Source organism: Iamia sp. SCSIO 61187 (assembly GCF_019443745.1).
Lineage (GTDB): Bacteria > Actinomycetota > Acidimicrobiia > Acidimicrobiales > Iamiaceae > Iamia.
In genome coordinates this window covers 2,942,575-2,960,589 of the sequence record NZ_CP050948.1, presented here as the reverse complement: position 1 = coordinate 2,960,589, position 18,015 = coordinate 2,942,575, and the positions used below count along the sequence as shown (strand labels likewise).

Below are 18,015 nucleotides of genomic sequence, written 5' to 3'. Positions count from 1 at the left end.
CTCTTGAGAGGATGGAGCTATGCCTGCACTTCCGAGGGGCCAGAGGCACCCTGCCGAGCTGCGCGAGCGCGCGGTGCGGATGGTGTTCGAGCACCAACACGAGTATCCGTCGCAATGGAAGGCGGTCTGCTCGGTCGCCGACAAGCTCGACCTGAACCGCGAGACGCTGCGGAACTGGGTCAAGCAGGCCGACGTCGACCGCGGTGGCCGGCCTGGTCTGACCACCGACGAGCGAGCCCGGATGAAAGACCTCGAGCGTGAGGTGAAAGAGCTGCGCCGAGCGAACGAGATGGCGGAATCCACCGGTGGGCGCACCGGTCCTGTGACGATCCGAGCACCTCGATCACAGGAGCAGCGCCATGGCCGGAATCCTCACCCACGAGCAGAAGCAGCTTGCGTTCCGACTCCGAGGCCGTGGGTGGCGGCTCGTCGACATCGCCAGGGAGATCGGCTGCACCGCGCCGATGGTCGGGCTCATGGTCCGCGACGGCCGGTTCACAACCGGGGTCCCCGACACGTGGGAACCGCGCCCGGGCTGTTTGAGCATCGCTGATCGCGAGGAGATCTTCGTCGGCATCCGCGCCGGCGACTCGCTCAGCGCGATCGCCCGGGCGATCGGTCGGGTCCCGTCGGTGGTGACCCGCGAGGTTGCCGCCAACGGCGGCCGCCAGGGCTACTCGGCCTGGGCCGCCCACCAGCGCGCCCGCCACGCCGCCCGACGACCGAAGCCCTGCAAGCTCGGAGCCGGCCGGCTGCTCGATGAGGTGACCAAGCGGCTCGAGGAGCTGTGGTCGCCCGACGAGATCGCTCGACGCTTACCGTTGGACTTCCCGGACGACCCGGAGATGCGGGTGAGTCACGAGACGATCTACCAGTCGCTGTTCGTCCAGGGCCGAGGAGAACTCCGGCGTGAACTGGCCCGATGCCTCCGCTCGGGCCGGGCCAGTCGCAAGAAGCGCGGCACCGTCGACGGGCGAGGGCGCATTCCCGGGATGGTCAACATCTCCGAGCGACCCGCCGAAGCCGACGACCGCGCCGTGCCGGGTCACTGGGAAGGCGACCTCATCCTCGGCGAAGCCAGCCGCAGCGCTGTCGGCACCCTCGTCGAGCGCACCACCCGCCTCGTGCTCCTCCTGCACCTCGACGGCGACCGGTCGGCAGTGACCGTCGAGAAGGCGATGCGCAAGGCCATCGCCACGCTGCCCGACGAGCTCGTCCGGTCGATCACCTGGGATCAAGGAGCCGAGATGTCGACCCACGCCAGCTTCACGACGGCGACAGGCATCCCGATCTACTTCTGCGATCCGCACTCGCCCTGGCAGCGCGGCTCGAACGAGAACACCAACGGTCTCCTTCGTCAGTACTTGCCCAAGGGCACCGACCTCTCGAAGGTCTCCGCTTCCGAACTCGTCGAGATCCAGCGGAGCCTCAACGGCCGTCCGCGCAAGACCCTCGGCTACCTGACACCATCAGAGGCTTACGCACAGGTCGTTGCGGCCACCGCTTGAACCCGCCGATCTTGAAGGCGGCGTCGGCTTTCTTCGGGGCGGAGCTCGACCGCCAGTCAAAGCGCTGATCGAGTTCATCGACGCGCATCGCCAGCGGTTCGGGGTCGAGCCGATCTGCAGGGTGCTCACCGAGCACGGCTGCAAGATCGCCCCGAACACCTACTGGGTGGCGAAGAAGCGGCCGCCGTCTGCCAGAGCGATCCGCGACGGCGAGCTGAAAGAGCAGATCGTCCGGGTGCACGCCGAGAACCTGTCGGTGTATGGAGCCGACAAGATCTGGGCGCAGCTCAACCGGGAAGGCACCCGTGTCGCTCGCTGCACCGTGGAGCGGCTGATGCGCGATCTGGGACTCTCCGGGGCTCGTCGAGGCCGCGCGTTCAAGGTCACGACCCGATCCGATGAGCGCCAGCACCGCCCCGACGACCTCGTCGCCCGCCGGTTCAAGGCCCCCGGACCGAACCGGCTCTGGGTGGCTGACATCACCTACGTGCGCACCTTCGACGGCTGGGTCTACGCCGCGTTCATCATTGACGTGTACTCCCGCATGGTCGTCGGCTGGCAGATCTCCAAATCGTTGCGCACCGACCTCGCTCTCGACGCGCTCGAGATGGCCGTGTGGAACCGCACCCGCGACGGCCGCTCGCTCGACGGCCTGACCCACCACAGCGACAGGGGCGTGCAATACCTCGCGGTGCGCTATTCCGAACGGCTTGCTGAGAACGACATCGTCGCCTCCGTCGGGTCCAAGGGCGACAGCTACGACAACGCCATGGCCGAGAGCTTCAACAGCCTCTTCAAATGGGAGCTGATCTACCCCCAGGGCCCATGGCGCAGCCTCGACGACGTCGAGTTCGCCACCCTCGGCTACATCGACTGGTTCAACCACCGCCGCCTCCACGGCGAGATCACCACCGACAACACCTACGTCACCCCCGCCGAGTTCGAAGCCGCCCACTACCGTCAGATCACCCCGGCTCCCGAGCCGATCACCCAATGACCTGAGCAGTCACGGAACCCGGGGCGGTTCAGGCCGACCCGGGGGACCGGTTCGACATGGTCCTGACGAACCCGCCGTTCGGGAAGAAGTCATCGGTCCAGATCGTCAACGCCGAGGGCAAGGCCGAGCGCCAGAGTCTGACCGTGGTGCGCGACGACTTCTGGGCATCGACGTCGAACAAGCAGCTCAACTTCGTCCAGCACGTCAAGACCTTGCTCAAGGTCGGCGGCACCGCGGCGGTGGTCGTGCCCGACAACGTGCTGTTCGAGGGCGGGGCCGGCGAGACGATCCGGCGGCGGCTGCTGCACGAGTGCGACGTCCACACGCTGCTGCGGCTCCCTACGGGGATCTTCTACGCCCAGGGTGTGAAGGCCAACGTGCTGTTCTTCGACCGCAAGCCCGGGTCGGACACGCCGTGGACGAAGGACCTGTGGATCTACGACCTGCGGACGAACCAGCACTTCACGTTAAAGACCAACCCGCTGCGCCGCGCCGACCTCTACGACTTCGTCGACAGCTACCGGCCTGACCGTCGTGGGGAGCGGGAGGAGAGCGAGCGGTTCCGCCGCTTCACCTACGACGACCTGGTCGAGAGGGACAAGGCCAGCCTCGACATCTTCTGGCTGCGCGACGAGAGCCTCGAAGACACAGACAACCTCCCCGCGCCAGGCGTCATCGCCGCCGAGATCGTCGAAGACCTCCAAGCCGCCCTGACCGAGTTCACCGAGCTAGCCGAGTCCCTCCAGGGCATCGGCATCGCGATCGACGCCGAGGAGGCGCCGACCTGATGGGCAAGTACGACCCGCTCCACGACCACCTCCTCGCCTGCAACGAGCCCGTCCTTCAGATGCGCTTCACCGACATCGAACGACTACTCGGTGACGACCTGCCGGCATCAGCGCGCCGGCACCCAGCCTGGTGGGCCAACGAGACCGTCGAGGCTCACATTCATGCACGCGCCTGGCTGGGACGCCGGGTACCGAACCCGCAATGTCGACCTCAACGCAGGCACGGTCGAGTTCACCTCGGGTGGTGGAATCCGGTGACGGACGCTGATGCCCCTCTAGGTGCATCGATCCGGATCTTCCTTGCGGGCGGGATCGCCGACGGCGTCTGGGTCGTCGAGAAGAGCAACTGGACCGGCAAGGCCCTCATGGCACCCCGCACCCGGTACCGCGACCTTCGCTCGAGATCTGACCTCGACGGACCGGGCGTGTACCTCCTGTCCGGCCCGACGGAGTCGGGAGTCCCCGCGCTGCGCATCTACATCGGCGAGACCGACGACCTGCCCGGTCGCCTGGACAGCCACAACAAGACGAAGGACTTCTGGAACCGGGTCATCGTCTTCACCAGCAAGGACGACAACCTCAACAAGGCCCACATCCGCTACCTGGAGGCAAGGCTCATCGCCCTGGCCAAGGCCGCGAACCGATCCGAGCTCGAGAACGGCAACGTCGGATCGCTCCCCCCGCTCTCCGAGCCGGACACCGCCGAGGCCGAAGCGTTCCTCCGGGAGATGCTGCTCATCTACCCCGTCCTGGGTCTCCTGTCGTTCCAGAAGGCCGAGGAGCTGCCGTCGAGCTCGGTGCGCCTCTTCCTGAGGGGCAAGGACACGATCGCACAGGGCACCGAGACCTCCGAGGGGTTCGTGGTGTACGCCGGCGCGCTCGGCAGAACGGTCGCCGTGCCGTCGATCCACGCCTACGGCACTCAGATCCGGCAGGCGATGATCGAGAAGGGGGTGTTCGCCGTCGAGGGCAAGCATCTGCGGTTGACCGAGGACTACGTCTTCTCGTCGCCATCGAACGCAGCGATGGTCCTGCAAGGTAGGACCTCCAACGGCCGAGTCGAGTGGAAGGCCGAGGACGGACGGACGCTGAAGGAGATCCAGACCGAGGCTGCGGGTGTCGACGAGCCGGTAGGTCTGAGATGACGCCCACAACGAAGGAATGGGATCGCAAGACTCAGTTCGGAGGCAGCCGTGCGCGAGGTTGACGGCATTCTCGACTTCTTGGAGGAGTACGACCTCCTTCGTCCCCCTGAGTCCGTTGATGACGACGTACGGATCGGACGGGTGGGCCCTGACGAACAGATCGCAGAGGTCGACTGGGCCTATCTGACGTCGGGCGACTTCGTCGCAGACGACCTCCAGATGGCTTCGGACGGTGGGCTCACTGCGGATGTTCTGGGGGGACTGGGCATCGCCCGATCAAACGCAGAACTGGACCGACGGCAGTCCGAGGCGATCCCCCCACCATGGGACTCGTGTGCCTGGTACGCGCCGATGCACTACTACGGCCCGAGGTGGGGCATCTACATCCGGGAGGACTGCCTCGAGAAGCTCATGATCGAGATCTCATGGTTCGCATGGGACTCGCCGCGCACCCACAAGACCGTCCTGGACCTGAGGCTCGCAGCGTTCTTCGTGCTGTTCTTGCACGAGCACTTCCACCACAAGCTCGAAGGCTTCGGCATTCGTCTGGCCCTCGCAGACCGCGCCGCTCCCGACCACTACCTGCGTTACGACCGAGCGGTCTACCGGGCAACGGTCGGCACCGATGACAACATCGAAGAAGCACTGGCCAACGCTGACGCCTACCAGCGGCTGGGCGACCAGCCGTACCATCGCCTCCTTCCCAGCGCCATCCGCAGAGCCCTTCGACGGTGGATGAAGTGGCGGTTCATGCACGTTGATCCCCCGGGCTATCGCATGGCGCGCCACTACCTGACCCCCGGGAAGCTCGCTGACGGAGCCGCCCGCCTCCAGACCCAGGTGCTTGAAGCAAGAGTCGCTCCGACGTCGAACCCTGCACACTGGCAGGCGGGACCGAACATGCTCCGATCAGTCTTCCCGATCACCTCGGACATCTACCTGGTCATTCCGCCAGGCTCGACCGCTTCTTTTCGCCTGTCAGCCCGCCCGTACACGGTCTCGGTGCGTCAAGCGAGGAAATGGCTGAAGGACAACGGCTTCGCTGAGCTTCCAGGTCGGGGCAAGGGCGACCACGAACGATACGAACGATCCGACGGCCTCCAGGTCGGCCTCGATGGCGGCGCGCGAGAGCTCTCACGGAACATCGAGCGAACGATCGCCAAGGCGCTCGGTGTCTCTCAGCGCGAGCTCCGACTCGCAGTCAGCGAGGGACGGCCCCTCTGACGTGTGTGCCCTCGACTCGTCGTCGGAAGAGTGCATGGGGCAGACGGCCTAGAGCGGCGGTGGGCGGTGGGCGGCGGACGGTTGACCCATGTGGCCAGGGGAGGGAGGTTCTGTTGAGTGCCGACCGACCCACCAACCACCTACCCACATAGGCGGGGAGTGAGCTCAGGCAGGTCGCGCTTGAACCAGGTGTCGCTCCAGTCTGACGGCCCCGCCTTCGTCACCGTGTACTCCGCGGAGGTGGCTGATGAGCGCGAACGCGACCGCGTGGAACGACTCGGCGTTAAGCTCGGGTGGGCCGAACTCATGTCGGCAGCGGCTGCACCGCAGCGTGCTGGCCGGGAGGGGCTTGGACGCGCTCACGGGTTCCCTCGCAGCGCCTTCCACTGCTCAGCTCGAGCGGGGGTGACGCTGTACCGTACATGGCGCCGCTGGGTCCGGGGTGCGGACGAAGGGCAGCCCCCGGCCGTCGTACCACTTGTCGAAGTGGGGCTGGAGCTTGGTCATCGCGTTCGCCACGCTCGCGCGCGGGTGGCCGGTGACGGGGACGATCTCCTCCATCGTGAACCCGCGGCCTGGCTGCTCGCTCAGCAAGTCCATCATCGACCGGAGAATCGCCATCGTCTTGTGCTGGGTGTCGCGGATCAGCCTCAGCAGATCAGCGTCCGCCCATCCGTCCGACGCGATCGTCAGGTGCTGGGCGTCGCTGCCGTTGGCTCGGATCTCGACCGACCCGTTCGGCTCCGCAGCGTCCTGTGCATCCCATGCGACGATCGCCTGCATGACGCGGATTGCGTACCGCTCCGGCACTGGGATGTTCACGAAGTTCTCCATTGCCTGCTCCCCGTTCTATGGACACACTGGAGACATGCTGGAGAATGTCTCCAGCGTCAAGGGGAATGGCAGGGACGAAAAGGCCGTTCGAGATCCGACTGGCGTGAACCGCTCGCCGAGTGGGCAATCTCCACGGAGGTGGTGGGAACAGAGGTCCCGATCTCCCTCCGTTCAAGGCCGCGTCGGCGTCGTCGTCGATGGTGCGGGGACGGTGCCGTGGTCCTCGAAGGCGTCGATCGTCGACTCGGGGAGGGGTCGTGACGGTATCGGGCCCGATGAGCCGGTCGACGTACCAGGCGTCGGGCGGAGGCAAACCCTGGAAGAGCCAACCCGAAGGCGGCAGCCGACTTACGAGCCAGCCCGCCCGTCGACCTACCGGACGGCACGAGCCGAGACCCCCAACGGCCGGTGCCGCGCATACCGGTCGGCGGTTCAATCCAGCAGAGGTCGACGCGCTGGCCACAACCAACGCAACAGAACCCCTAGTTGTGTAGTGACCGTTCGAGCTCGTCGGCCACCTGCAACATGCGCTCGGTGAGCTCAGCGCGGCGGGCGAGGGCGGCGGCGAGGTCGACCCATCCGCTATCACCGGTTCCATCACCCCAGGTGTCGGGGTAGCGAGTCGGCGGTGCTGCGCCGACCAGCATGGCTGTCTCCGCGGCGTACTTGGTGGCGATGTCGCCTTGCGCTCCGACTCCCGTGACCTGTTGGTGCAGCCAGCCGACCGAGACGTTCCCGGTCTCCTCGATCAGCAGGCCCGTGAACTCCCGTGCGATGCCGACCGGCCGGACCCGAAAGATCATGCTCTTGCTCGCATAGTCCACTCGGAGGCGCGGGTCGGCTGCGACCTGGTCTCGCCAAGCGAGAACATCGCTGAGCGTCGCCGGATCGACGTTCCCGCTCAAGTGGTGGGCGAACGTCTCAGCGTCAAGCTTCTGACGGCGTGACGGCGCAGCGGCGTCCTCGTCGTTGAGCGCAGCGACCTTCACATCGAGACGCCCATCCGGGAGGACCTCGACCCGCACCGTCGTTCGCGTGATCTCGACGCTGTGGGCGACGACGGTGGGGATGACGAGAGTGCTCGACGCAGAGGAGTCGTAGACCGCGAGCTCGATGAGGCCGAAGGTGAACCCCAGGTGGGGGGCAGCTCCGAGCAGGTCGGCGATGCTCTCGATCTCCTCTCGGATGCCGTCGCCCACAACGAGAAGTACCAGGTCGCCGCTTCGCAGCCCGCGGCTGATTCCGTCGATCAACTGCTGACGCTCGAGGTCATCGCCTCCGAGCAGGTCGGCGATGCCGCAGTCGCCGTTGACAAGGCGCACTGCGTGGTCGAGCTCGTCGAACGAGAGCTGACAGAGCGCAGCGGCGTAGTCGATGACTTGGCCGACGACATCTCGACGGGCTTGAGGGTTGCGCCAGAGCTTGGTCTCGATGATGACCAACGTGCCGTTCGGATCCACGAGCAGGTTGTCGATCTGGCCAGCGGTGGTCGGGACTTCCCGGCCCAACGAAGTCAAGGGACCGATCGAGGCTCGGATCTCATCGACCGGCAGCAGCGTCGGGTGCTCTTGTATCAGCTCTTGGAGCCAGTTCTCGGCGAATGTCCGCTCGGTGAACGGCACCCGTTGCAGGCGCCGGGTTCCGTCGGGACTGATCTCGATGGGCGTGCCCGCCCGCCTCATGTCAGGCAGCCAAGCCCGAGCACCGCTCGAAGCGATGCTGCTGCATCGGTGGCGGCGCCGCGCATGACTTGGTGATCGGGTTGTCGTCGGGGTGGCATCTTCATGGTGCGCTCCGAGGGTCGACGTGAACGATGTTGGCACGGCTCTCGCGCTCGGGTCGCACGTTCGGATTCCGTCGGCACCGTTCGCCCGATCGAGCTCAGTCGATCGAGAAGTAGTCGGGCGGAGCCCAGGGCACAGCCAGCAAAGCGGATCGAGGTGCCGCGCTGGCGATTGCTGCGGTATGGATGGACCGCTGCGCGCGGTCTCGACGACTTCTCCCGAGCGCAACCAGCTCGGGACTGAGCGCACCACTGCCCTCGCGTTCGATCGCGGTACGCCGGGCGTTGCGTCGAGCACTCGAGCTAGCTGGTGTCAACGCCTCGACGCTCGAGCTCTTCCTGGCAGTCGGGAACCGAGTCGGTCCAGCGGTCCTCGTCCGGCGAGTAGCGCCGCCGCTCGTTAAGCACGTGGCGCAGCTTGAGGCGGAGGAACCACGTCGGCGCGTCCTCGTTTGGCAGGTCGGTGTCGAGGTCGCCCGTTGCAGCGAGGAGCAACGAAGCCGCTGCCGTTGCATCGGTTGCGAGGCGGTCCCAACCGGTCGCAACGTCGAACGCCTCTGCCGCAGCCTCGGAGCTGCCGAGCCACGTCGCTTCGAAGCGACGAGTGAGGATCTCTGCAGCCATGCGGTCGGCGAGCCCGCTGATCTCGATGCGAAGTCGAGCCACTTCCTCGACGAAGGAGGCGACGCGGCGGATGTATTCGGTTGACACCGTCTGCGCCGGGACGACGACGATCTCGTCGTCGGCGGGCTCGAACTTGAGGGGATCGTCCGGGTCGGTCATGGCGGCCCTCCGGGGGCGGATCTGGTGGATAAGCACCCAGACCGGCACCCAACCGAGGAGGTGGGAGGCCACGGAACCAGTGGAGCTAAGGGGAATCGAACCCCTGACCTCTTCCATGCCATGGAAGCGCTCTACCAACTGAGCTATAGCCCCGAGGGAGGGTTCAACCTAGCACCGGCCCTCCGGGCCACGGAAACGAGAACGTGTTCTAGGGATGGGGCAGACTGGGGACGTGCGCTTCACCCTCGCCCTGCCCATGCTGTCGGCCGATCGGCTGGTCCCGTTGGCCGTCCGGGCCGAGGCCGCCGGGTGGGACGGGATCTCCATGCCCGAGTCGGTCTTCTACCCCGAGGAGGTCTCGGCCGACTACCCCTACACCGCGGACGGGGAGCGGTTCTGGCCCGCCGACGCCCCCTGGGTCGACCCGTGGGTGGCCATCCCGGCCATGGCCACGGCGACCGAGCGGATCACCTTCGGCACCAACGTGAACAAGCTCTCGCTCCGCCACCCGCTGCTGTGGGCCAAGACCGTGGGGTCGGCGGCGGCGCTGTTCCCGGGGCGGATCGAGCTGGGGGTGGGCCTGAGCTGGATCCCCGAGGAGTTCGCCTGGCTCGAGCAGGACATGTCCACGAGGGGCAAGCGGCTCGACGAGCAGATCGAGGTCATCCGCACGGTGCTCGGCGGGGGCTGGGTCGAGCACCACGGGCGCTTCTACGACTTCGGCCGCCTCCGGGTCGACCCGGCGCCACCGCAGCCGGTGCCCATCCAGGTCGGCGGCCACTCCGACGCCGGGCTCCGCCGGGCCGCCCGCCTCGGGGACGGGTGGATCGGGGCCCAGTGCGGTCTCGACGAGATCCAGGCCATCACCGCCCGCCTGACCGCAGCCCGGGACGCCGCCGGCGACGACGCCCGGCTCGCCCCCGACGATCCCGCCTTCTCGGTGAAGCTGACCCCGATCGTGGCGGCGACGCCCGAGGCCATGGCCGAGGTCGCCGCCTGCGGCGTCACCGAGGTGATCACGGTGCCCTGGTACTTCTTCGGCGGCGATCCCACTGACCCGGTGGCCCAGGACGAGGCGGTCGACCGCTTCGCCGTCGAGGTCATCGAGCCCCTGCGCTGATCGGAGCCCCCGTGACCGACCCCCGGACCGACACCCACCCCGCCCGCGCCGCGTCGCAGCGGTCGATGGCCGCCATCGAGGCCGGCGACCGCGACGGGTGGCTCGCCCTGTTCGCGCCCGACGCCGTCGTCGAGGACCCCATCGGGCCGTCGATGTTCGACCCGGAGGGCCACGGCCACCACGGCCCCGACGCCATCGCCGCGTTCTACGACACCGTGATCGGCCCGAACCGGGTCCGCTTCGCCATCCGCGAGTCGTACGCCTGCGGCTCGGAGGTGGCCAACGTCGGGACGATCACCACGACGCTGGGCGACGGCAGCCAGGCGGTGGTCGAGGGGGTCTACACCTACCGCGTCGGGGCCGACGGCCGCATCGTCGCCCTCCGGGCCTTCTGGGAGGTCGACGCCATCTCCTTCGTCCCCGCCCCGGGGTGACGCCGCCTCAGGTGGCGCGCAGGTAGGCGACGACCAGCCGGGTGATCTCGGCGGCGAGGGCGTCGTCGTCGATGCCGGACGTGGCGTCGGTGGCCACCCGGTGCACCAGCGACTCGATGACGTCGATGGACAGCCGGGCGGCCAGCCGGGGGTCGGGCGCCCGCACCTCGGGGTGGCGGGCGAGGAGGGTCGCCACGACGTCGGTGAGGTCGCGCTCGAGGGCGCGCAGCCGGGCCAGCTGCTCGGGCGGGCGGGGCGCCTCCTCGAACAGCACGCGGTGCAGCTCGCGTCCGTCGGCGTGGAGGGCGACGAGGGCGGCGACCACCGGTCCGATCAGGTCGGGCAGCGGGGTCCGGTCCCACTCGTCCGGGGCGGCGAGGGCGGCGGTGACGGCGGCAGCGCCCGCCTCGATGTGGGCGTCGACCAGCTCGACCAGGATGGCGTCCTTGTTCGGGAAGTACTGGTAGAGCGACCCGACCGAGAGCCGGGCGGCCTCGGCGATGCGGTTGGTGGTGCCGTGGGCGTAGCCGTGCTCCTCGAACACGGCCCGGGCGGCGTCGAGGATGCGAGCACGGGTCTCGTGGGCGCGCCTCTGGCGGGGCTGCTTGCGGGGCCGGAGGTGGGGGGCGAGGGCGGCGGGCGTCATGTCCGAAAGCGAGTCGACGAACGTGAAGGATCCCTCGCATCCTAGGTCCATGACCCGACCGGCCCTGGCCCTCGTCTCGCTCGTCGTCTTCACCGTCCTCGGGTTCGGCTGGCGGACCGTCGTGCAGGTCCGCCGGCACGGGGACACGGGGTGGCGGTTCTCCCGCACCGGCCTCGACCGCATCGTCGGCCCCGGCCTCGGCCTGGGGTTCGTCCTCCTGGCCGTCGGCCCGGCCTGGGCCCTCGCCGCCGGTGACGCCGCCGTGCCGCTCGGCGTGGCCGCGCTGGCCGGGTCCGACGCCGTGGCGGGCGCCGGGGCCGCCCTGGCCGTGGTGGCCGGGGTGCTCACGGTCGTGGCCCAGGTGCAGATGGGGGCGTCGTGGCGGATCGGCGTCGAGGCGGGGGAGCGGACCGACCTGGTGACCGACGGCCTCTTCACCGTCGTGCGCAACCCGATCTTCACCGGGATGCTGGCCTTCGCCGGGGCGGTGGCGCTGCTCGTGCCCACCCTGCCGACGCTCGCCGGCGCCGCCCTCGCCGCCGTCACGATCCACGTCCAGGTCCGCCTGGTCGAGGAGCCGCACCTGGTCGGCGTGCACGGCGCCGCCTACCGCCGCTGGGCCGCGGCCACCGGGCGGTTCGTCCCCGGCCTGGGCCGGCTGTCGCGCTAGCGGGCCTCGTCGGGCGGGAGGTGGCTGGGCCCGACGTGGAGGTCGAGCAGCCGGGTGAGGGGCTCGGCCCGGCGCCAGGTGTCGACGATGCGCTCGAGGGCTCCGGCCGTGGACAGCCACCGGCGGGGCGGGAACGACCGGCCGGCGTGGCAGCCCTTCATGCGCAGCAGCTCGATGCGCGGGTGGTCCGCGGGGTGGCCGCGGGGCGCCCGCTTCAGGCTCTCGCGAGCGGCGACGTCCAGCCCCCGGCGCCGCACCTCCGCCACCGCGGTGGCGATCGCCGGCCCGCTCCCGTCGTCGGCCACGGCCTGGCGCCACCGGTCGAGCTGGTCGGGGAGCAGGTGGTAGTACCCCGCCGCCACCAGCAGCCCGGCGCTGCTGATCTCGACGTAGAACCGGGTGCCGCCCTCGCCCTCGGCCACCGCCCCGGCCGCTGTCTTGTAGGGGCTCTTGTCCTTGGAGAAGCGGACGTCGCGGTGCGGCCGGAACAGGTGGAGGGGGCCGAACTCCTCCTCGACCGCCTCCGAGAGGGCGGCGAACGGGGCCTTCACGGCCTCGTCGTAGACCGGTCGGTGGGCGTCCCAGAACGCCTTGGTGTTGTCGGTCTCGAGCCCGGTGTAGAGGTCGATCGCCTCGGTCGGCCAGCCGCGGAACGCCATGGGCGCACGCTAGGTCCGGAGCGGCACGGCCGGGCCGGCCCTGGAGGTAGCGTCCCCGCCATGCCGATCGACGCGCCCTACGAGCCGAGCCCCTGGGAGCCCATCGCCACCCAGGTCGAGCAGTACGAGTCCAGCGGCGGGGCCGAGGGGGGCGAGATGCAGGGCGTGCCCTGCATCATCCTCTCGACCCTCGGCGCCAAGACGGGCAACCAGCGCAAGACGCCCCTCATCCGGGTCGAGCACGAGGGCCGCTACGCCGCGGTCGCCTCGATGGGCGGGGCCCCGCAGCACCCGGTCTGGTACCACAACCTGGTCACCCACCCCGAGGTGGTCACCCTCCAGGACGGGCCGACGGTCGCCGACTACGTCGCCCACGAGGCGACGGGCGACGAGAAGGCCGAGTGGTGGGCGCGGGCCACCGAGGTCTGGCCCGCCTACGACGAGTACCAGACCAAGACGGACCGTGAGATCCCGCTCTTCGTGCTGACCCCCAAGGCCTGATCGTCGTCGCCTGATCGTCGTCGCCGTCACGCCGCGGCGCGGAGGGCGGCGACGAGCGCGGTCCGGACGGCGGCGACGACCGCATCGGGGTGGGCGAGGACAGGGTCGTGCTGGCCCACCTGTCGCAGGTTGCGGGGTGTCGCAGGTTCGGTGGCTGGCGGCGCGACCTCAGACGACGAAGCTGACCATCTTCCCGGGGACGACGATGACCTTGCGGACGGTCCCGCCCTCCAGCTGGGCGGCGACGGCGGCGCGGGCGGCGGCCTCGAGGGCGTCGCGGTCGGCGTCGGCGGCGACGGTCACCCGGCCCCGCACCTTGCCGTTGACCTGGACGGGGAGCTCGACGGTGTCGGCCACCAGCCAGGCCGGGTCGGCCTCGGGGTAGGAGGCGTAGGTGACGGTGTCGTCGTGGCCCAGACGGGACCACAGCTCCTCGGCGGCGTGGGGGGCCAGGGGGGCCAGCAGCAGCACCAGGTCCTCGGCCACCGGGCGGGGCACCCCCCCGTCGGGGTACGTGCCCGTCAGGTGGTTGGTCAGCTCGGTGATGCGGGCGATCGAGGTGTTGGACCGCAGGCCCTCCATCCCGTCGCGGACCGCGGCGATGGTCTGGTGGAGGACCCGCTGGGTCTCGTCCGACGGCGTCGCGCCGTCGTCGACGCGGACGGCGCCGGTCTCCTCGTCGACCACGACCCGCCAGATGCGCTGCAGCAGCCGGAACATGCCTACGATGGCGGTCGAGTCCCACGGGCGGCTCTGGTCGAGCGGGCCGGTGAACATCTCGTAGAGCCGCAGGGTGTCGGTGCCGTACTGCTCGAAGATCTCGTCGGGGGTGACGACGTTCTTCAGCGACTTGCCGATCTTCCCGATCTCCCGGGTGACCCGGGCGCCCTCGTAGGTGTAGGTGCCGTCGGCGTGCACCACGTCGGCGGCGGGCACCGGGAAGCCCCGGTCGTCGCGGAAGACGGGGGCCTGGATCATCCCCTGGTTGAACAGGCGGTGGAAGGGCTCCTTGGAGCTGACGTGGCCCAGGTCGAACAGGACCTTGTGCCAGAACCGGGCGTAGAGGAGGTGCAGCACGGCGTGCTCGGCGCCGCCGACGTAGAGGTCGACGCCACCGTGCGGCTTCCGGTCCCCGGGGCCCATCCAGTAGCGCTCGTTCTCGGGGTCGACGAAGCGCTCGCTGTTGGTGGGGTCGAGGTACCGCAGCTCGTACCAGCACGACCCGGCCCAGTTGGGCATCGTGTTCAGCTCGCGCCGGTACGTCTGGACGCCCTCGCCGTCGCCCAGGTCGAGCTCGACGGTGGTCCAGCCCTCGACCCGACCCAGCGGCGGTTCGGGGTCGGAGTCCTCGTCGTCGGACGTCTTCGGCGTGAAGTCCTCCATCGGCGGCAGCTCCAGCGGCAGCTGGTCCTCGGGCAGGGCCCGGGCCTCGCCGTCGGCGCCGAAGACGATGGGGAACGGCTCGCCCCAGTAGCGCTGGCGGCTGAAGAGCCAGTCCCGCAGCTTGTACTGGACGGTGGCCGTGCCGTGGCCGTGCTCGACCAGCCAGGCGATGATCGCCTCCTTGGCCGGCCCGACCTCCAGCCCGTCCAGGAACCCGCTGTTGATGGCCGGGCCCTCGCCGGTGAAGGCCTTCCCGTCGAAGCCGTCGCTGGGCTGGACGGTGCGGATGATGGGGAGGTCGTAGGTCTCGGCGAAGTCCCAGTCGCGCTGATCCTGGCCGGGCACGGCCATGATCGCCCCGGTGCCGTAGCCCATCAGGACGTAGTCGGCGACGAACACCGGGATCTGCTCGTCGTTGACCGGGTTGGTGGCGAACGAGCCGGTGAACACGCCGGTCTTGGCCTTGTCGGCGGCCTGGCGGTCGATCTCGGAGCGCCGGCTGGCGGCCTCCTGGTAGGCGGTGACCGCGGCCTTGGGCGTGGCCTCGCCGCCGGTCCAGGCCTCGGCGGTGCCGGCGGGCCACTCGTCGGTGGTGAGGGCGCCGACCAGCGGGTGCTCGGGGGCGACGACCATGTAGGTGGCGCCGAACAGGGTGTCGGGCCGGGTGGTGAAGACCTCCAGGGCGCCGGCGCCGGTGGGGAAGACGACCCGGGCGCCGGTCGAGCGGCCGATCCAGTTCCGCTGCTGGTTCTTGATGGCGTCGGTCCAGTCCAGCTGGTCGAGGTCGTCGATCAGCCGGTCGGCGTACGCCGTGATGCGGAACATCCACTGCTTGAGGTTGCGGCGGTAGACGGGGAAGTTGCCCCGCTCCGAGCGACCGTCGGCGGTGACCTCCTCGTTGGCCAGGACCGTGCCCAACCCCGGGCACCAGTTGACGGGGACGTCGGCCAGGTAGGCCAGGCGGTGGCGGTTGACGATCCGACGGCGCTCGGATGCGTCGAGCTCGGACCAGGCCTTGCCGGTGTCGTCGGTGCCCGAGTCGGGCCGGCGGACGCCGGCGTCGAGCTCGGCGACCAGTTCGTCGATCGGGCGGGCCCGGTCGGCGTCGCGGTCGTACCAGGCGCCGAAGATCTGGAGGAAGATCCACTGCGTCCAGCGGTAGAAGTCGGTGTCGGTGGTCGACACCGACCGACGGTCGTCGTGGGCCAGCCCCAGCCGGCGGAGCTGGGCCCGCATGGTGGCGATGTTGGCCTCGGTGGTGACCCGGGGGTGGGTGTTCGTCTGCAGGGCGTACTGCTCGGCGGGCAGGCCGAAGGCGTCGTAGCCCATGGTGTGGACGACGTTGTGCCCGGTCATCCGCAGGTAGCGGGCGTAGACGTCGGTGCCGATGTAACCGAGCGGGTGACCGACGTGGAGCCCGGCGCCCGAGGGGTACGGGAACATGTCGGCGATGTAGCGGGCGGGCTTGCCGGCCATGGTCGCGAAGCCGTCGCTCAGGGGCCCGACGGGGTTGGGTGTGTGGAAGGTGCCGTCGGCCTCCCACCGGTCCTGCCAGCGGGTCTCGATCTCGTTGGCGAGGGCGGCCGAGTAGCGGTGGACGGGGGTGTCGGCATCGGTGGTGACGGGCTCGGCCATGCTGTGAAGGTAGCGGTGCCGGCCCGGCCGACACCCCTCCTCCGCCCCGGTGCGGGCGCTCGCTGACGGGCTCGTGGCGCCCCGACACCCGCCCGGGGGACGCCGGGGTAACCCCCTGCCGGTCCGGGGAGTCGGACCCGCGTGCTGACCCTCCCCCTCCGGATCGAAGCGGCGGCGGCGCGCGGCCGCGGCGCCATCACCTTCCTCCACGGCGACGACGCCCAGCGCGTGCCGTGGGCGGACCTGCACGACGACGCCCGGGGCATGGCCGCCGCCCTCCAGGCCCGGGGGATCGGCCCCGGCGACCACGTCGCCCTCCTCGGCCCGACGAGCCGTCCCCTGGTCACGGCCATCCAGGCGACGTGGCTGGCCGGCGCCACCGTCATGGTCATGCCGCTTCCGATGCGGATGGGGTCGATCGAGGAGTTCGTCGACCAGACCCGGGCCCGGCTCCGCCAGGCCGACGCCGCCATGGTCCTGATCGACGAGCAGCTCGCCGGGTTCGTCGAGCCCCGCGACGGCGACCCGCCCTTCGTGCCGCTGCCCGAGCTGTCGGCCGCCCCGGCTGCCTACGTCGCCCCCCGGATCGACCCCAGCCGGCTGGCGATCCTCCAGTTCACCAGCGGCTCCACCGCCGAGCCCAAGGGCGTCATGCTCCCGCACCGGGCCGTCACCGCCAACCTCGACGCCATCATGGAGGCGACCGACTACGACCCCGACAGCGACGTCCTCGTGTCGTGGCTGCCGCTCTACCACGACATGGGCCTGGTCGGGATCCTCACCCTCTGCATGGCCTCGGGCGGCGACCTGGCCCTGGCCGGCCCGCAGGACTTCATGGCCTCGCCCTCGCGATGGGTGCAGTGGATGTCCGACTACGGAGCCACGGCCACCGCCGGCCCGAACTTCGCCTGGGTGCTCGCCACCAAGGCCATGCGCCGGCTCGACGGGCTCGACCTCTCACCGATGCGGGTGGCCCTCAACGGGGCCGAGCCCGTCGACGCCGCCCAGGTCGAGGCGCTCGTCGAGGCCGGCGCCCGCCACGGGCTGCGGCCGGGGGCCATCTTCCCCGCCTTCGGCATGGCCGAGGTGTGCATCGCCGGGGCCTTCCCCCGCCCCGGCCAGGGCCTGCGCACCGACGTCGTCGACGGCCGGGTGCTGGAGACCGAGCGCTACGCCGCCCCCGTCGGCGACCCCGACGCCGACGGGGCCCGCCGCCTCGCCCTGCTGGGGCGGGCCGTGCCGGGCCTGGAGATGCGCGTCGTGGACCCCGAGTCCGGCGCGACCCTCCGCGACCGCGAGGTCGGCGAGCTGGAGATCCGGGGCACGTCGGTCACCAGCGGCTACTACAAGCGGCCCGAGGTCACCCGCGACACCTTCCACGACGAGTGGCTCCGCACCGGCGACCTGGCCTACCTGGTCGACGGCGAGCTGGTCCTCTGCGGCCGCATCAAGGACCTCATCATCGTCGCCGGCCGCAACGTCTACCCCCAGGACGTCGAGCGGGCCGTGAGCGACGTCGAGGGCGTGCGGCCCGGGAACGTCGTGGCCATCGGGGTCCAGGGTCGGCGGGGCGAGGAGGTCGTGGTGGTCGCCGAGGTGAAGGGCGATCACGGGCTGAGCGTCCGCGACGACGTCGCCGAGCGGGTCCGGACCTCGGTGGGCCTGGCGTGCCGCGAGGTCGTCCTCGTCGCCGCCGGGACGCTGCCCAAGACCAGCTCCGGGAAGCTCCAGCGGTCGCTGTGCCGGGACCGCTACCTCGCCGCCGAGCTCGTGGGGGTCTGACACCACGGCCTGAGCCCTCACGCCCGGCGATCGCCTGCCGATCGAGCGGGAGACACCCTTCCCCGGCGCACCAGCCGGGGGACTGCGGAGGCCGTGTGCCCGGCGATCCGCTCTCCGGAGCCC

Annotated in this window: 16 protein-coding genes, 1 tRNA gene, 1 pseudogene and 1 other annotated feature; of the genes and pseudogenes, 11 read left to right on the top strand and 7 right to left on the bottom strand. The window is 70.0% G+C overall.

Annotated features, from left to right (window positions below; all coding sequences use genetic code 11):
* Nucleotides 1-19: 19 nt before the first annotated feature.
* The 6 genes and pseudogenes from HC251_RS26225 to HC251_RS14065 all read left to right on the top strand — a co-directional run bounded on the left by HC251_RS26225 (nucleotide 20) and on the right by HC251_RS14065 (nucleotide 5,662).
* Nucleotides 20-553, top strand: coding sequence for a transposase (locus tag HC251_RS26225; protein WP_370651252.1), 534 nt, complete (start codon nucleotides 20-22; stop codon nucleotides 551-553).
* Complete coding sequence (locus HC251_RS14085) at nucleotides 465-1,508, top strand: IS30 family transposase (RefSeq protein WP_370651251.1); 1,044 nt, start codon at nucleotides 465-467, stop codon at nucleotides 1,506-1,508. The genes HC251_RS26225 and HC251_RS14085 overlap by 89 nt, the downstream gene beginning before the upstream one ends.
* The gene (locus HC251_RS14080) at nucleotides 1,492-2,505 is read left to right on the top strand and encodes an IS3 family transposase (RefSeq protein ID WP_219941235.1); all 1,014 of its coding nucleotides are present in this window, start codon (nucleotides 1,492-1,494) and stop codon (nucleotides 2,503-2,505) included. The genes HC251_RS14085 and HC251_RS14080 overlap by 17 nt, the downstream gene beginning before the upstream one ends.
* Nucleotides 1,534-1,662 (top strand) — a sequence feature (AL1L pseudoknot). (Overlaps the previous gene by 129 nt.)
* A gap of 23 nt (nucleotides 2,506-2,528) precedes the next feature.
* Nucleotides 2,529-3,293: pseudogene (locus HC251_RS14075) on the top strand (class I SAM-dependent DNA methyltransferase); the annotation flags it as partial.
* Nucleotides 3,293-4,438: a GIY-YIG nuclease family protein gene (locus HC251_RS14070; protein WP_219941234.1), complete on the top strand. Its 1,146-nt coding sequence runs from the start codon at nucleotides 3,293-3,295 to the stop codon at nucleotides 4,436-4,438. The pseudogene HC251_RS14075 and the gene HC251_RS14070, both read left to right, overlap by 1 nt.
* A gap of 48 nt (nucleotides 4,439-4,486) precedes the next feature.
* Nucleotides 4,487-5,662, top strand: a complete 1,176-nt coding sequence (locus HC251_RS14065; RefSeq protein WP_219941233.1) for a hypothetical protein — start codon at nucleotides 4,487-4,489, stop codon at nucleotides 5,660-5,662.
* 390 nt (nucleotides 5,663-6,052) lie between these two features.
* On the opposite strand, the gene HC251_RS14060 is transcribed toward HC251_RS14065, so the two are convergent.
* The 4 genes from HC251_RS14060 to HC251_RS14045 all read right to left on the bottom strand — a co-directional run bounded on the left by HC251_RS14060 (nucleotide 6,053) and on the right by HC251_RS14045 (nucleotide 9,215).
* Nucleotides 6,053-6,496, bottom strand: a complete 444-nt coding sequence (locus HC251_RS14060) for a hypothetical protein (protein WP_219941232.1) — start codon at nucleotides 6,494-6,496, stop codon at nucleotides 6,053-6,055.
* Nucleotides 6,497-6,978: 482 nt separating this feature from the next.
* On the bottom strand, nucleotides 6,979-8,118 hold the full coding sequence (locus HC251_RS14055) for a hypothetical protein (protein ID WP_219941231.1): 1,140 nt from the start codon (nucleotides 8,116-8,118) through the stop codon (nucleotides 6,979-6,981).
* Between the two features lie 464 nt (nucleotides 8,119-8,582).
* Complete coding sequence (locus HC251_RS14050; protein WP_219941230.1) at nucleotides 8,583-9,062, bottom strand: hypothetical protein; 480 nt, start codon at nucleotides 9,060-9,062, stop codon at nucleotides 8,583-8,585.
* Between the two features lie 80 nt (nucleotides 9,063-9,142).
* A tRNA-Ala gene (locus tag HC251_RS14045) sits at nucleotides 9,143-9,215 on the bottom strand.
* Nucleotides 9,216-9,294: 79 nt separating this feature from the next.
* Here HC251_RS14045 and HC251_RS14040 point away from each other — a divergent pair.
* Together HC251_RS14040 and HC251_RS14035 are read left to right on the top strand one after the other, a co-directional pair.
* Entirely contained in the window at nucleotides 9,295-10,182 is an 888-nt protein-coding gene (locus HC251_RS14040) for a TIGR03619 family F420-dependent LLM class oxidoreductase (protein WP_219941229.1), read from the top strand.
* Complete coding sequence (locus tag HC251_RS14035) at nucleotides 10,182-10,616, top strand: nuclear transport factor 2 family protein (protein ID WP_370651299.1); 435 nt, start codon at nucleotides 10,182-10,184, stop codon at nucleotides 10,614-10,616. The genes HC251_RS14040 and HC251_RS14035 overlap by 1 nt, the downstream gene beginning before the upstream one ends.
* A 7-nt stretch (nucleotides 10,617-10,623) precedes the next feature.
* On the opposite strand, the gene HC251_RS14030 is transcribed toward HC251_RS14035, so the two are convergent.
* Nucleotides 10,624-11,262, bottom strand: coding sequence for a TetR/AcrR family transcriptional regulator (locus HC251_RS14030; RefSeq protein ID WP_219941228.1), 639 nt, complete (start codon nucleotides 11,260-11,262; stop codon nucleotides 10,624-10,626).
* A 49-nt stretch (nucleotides 11,263-11,311) separates the two neighbouring features.
* Between HC251_RS14030 and HC251_RS14025 the strand changes: the two genes are divergently transcribed.
* Nucleotides 11,312-11,932 carry an isoprenylcysteine carboxylmethyltransferase family protein gene (locus HC251_RS14025; RefSeq protein WP_219941227.1) on the top strand — a complete coding sequence of 207 codons (621 nt, stop codon included), beginning with the start codon at nucleotides 11,312-11,314 and terminating at the stop codon, nucleotides 11,930-11,932.
* Here the strand turns inward: HC251_RS14025 and HC251_RS14020 are convergent.
* Nucleotides 11,929-12,591 (bottom strand): DUF2461 domain-containing protein, encoded by a 663-nt coding sequence (locus HC251_RS14020; protein ID WP_219941226.1) that lies wholly within the window; start codon nucleotides 12,589-12,591, stop codon nucleotides 11,929-11,931. The two genes, HC251_RS14025 and HC251_RS14020, sit on opposite strands and share 4 nt — an antisense overlap.
* Before the next feature lie 60 nt (nucleotides 12,592-12,651).
* On the opposite strand from HC251_RS14020, the gene HC251_RS14015 reads away from it, so the two are divergent.
* On the top strand, nucleotides 12,652-13,092 hold the full coding sequence (locus tag HC251_RS14015) for a nitroreductase family deazaflavin-dependent oxidoreductase (protein WP_219941225.1): 441 nt from the start codon (nucleotides 12,652-12,654) through the stop codon (nucleotides 13,090-13,092).
* Between the two features lie 168 nt (nucleotides 13,093-13,260).
* On the opposite strand, the gene leuS is transcribed toward HC251_RS14015, so the two are convergent.
* Nucleotides 13,261-16,110, bottom strand: coding sequence for a leucine--tRNA ligase (leuS, locus tag HC251_RS14010; RefSeq protein WP_219941224.1), 2,850 nt, complete (start codon nucleotides 16,108-16,110; stop codon nucleotides 13,261-13,263).
* Nucleotides 16,111-16,251: 141 nt separating this feature from the next.
* Between leuS and HC251_RS14005 the strand changes: the two genes are divergently transcribed.
* A complete protein-coding gene (locus HC251_RS14005) occupies nucleotides 16,252-17,892 on the top strand; it encodes a fatty acyl-AMP ligase (RefSeq protein ID WP_255566415.1) in 1,641 nt (546 codons plus the stop codon).
* Nucleotides 17,893-18,015 lie beyond the last annotated feature (123 nt).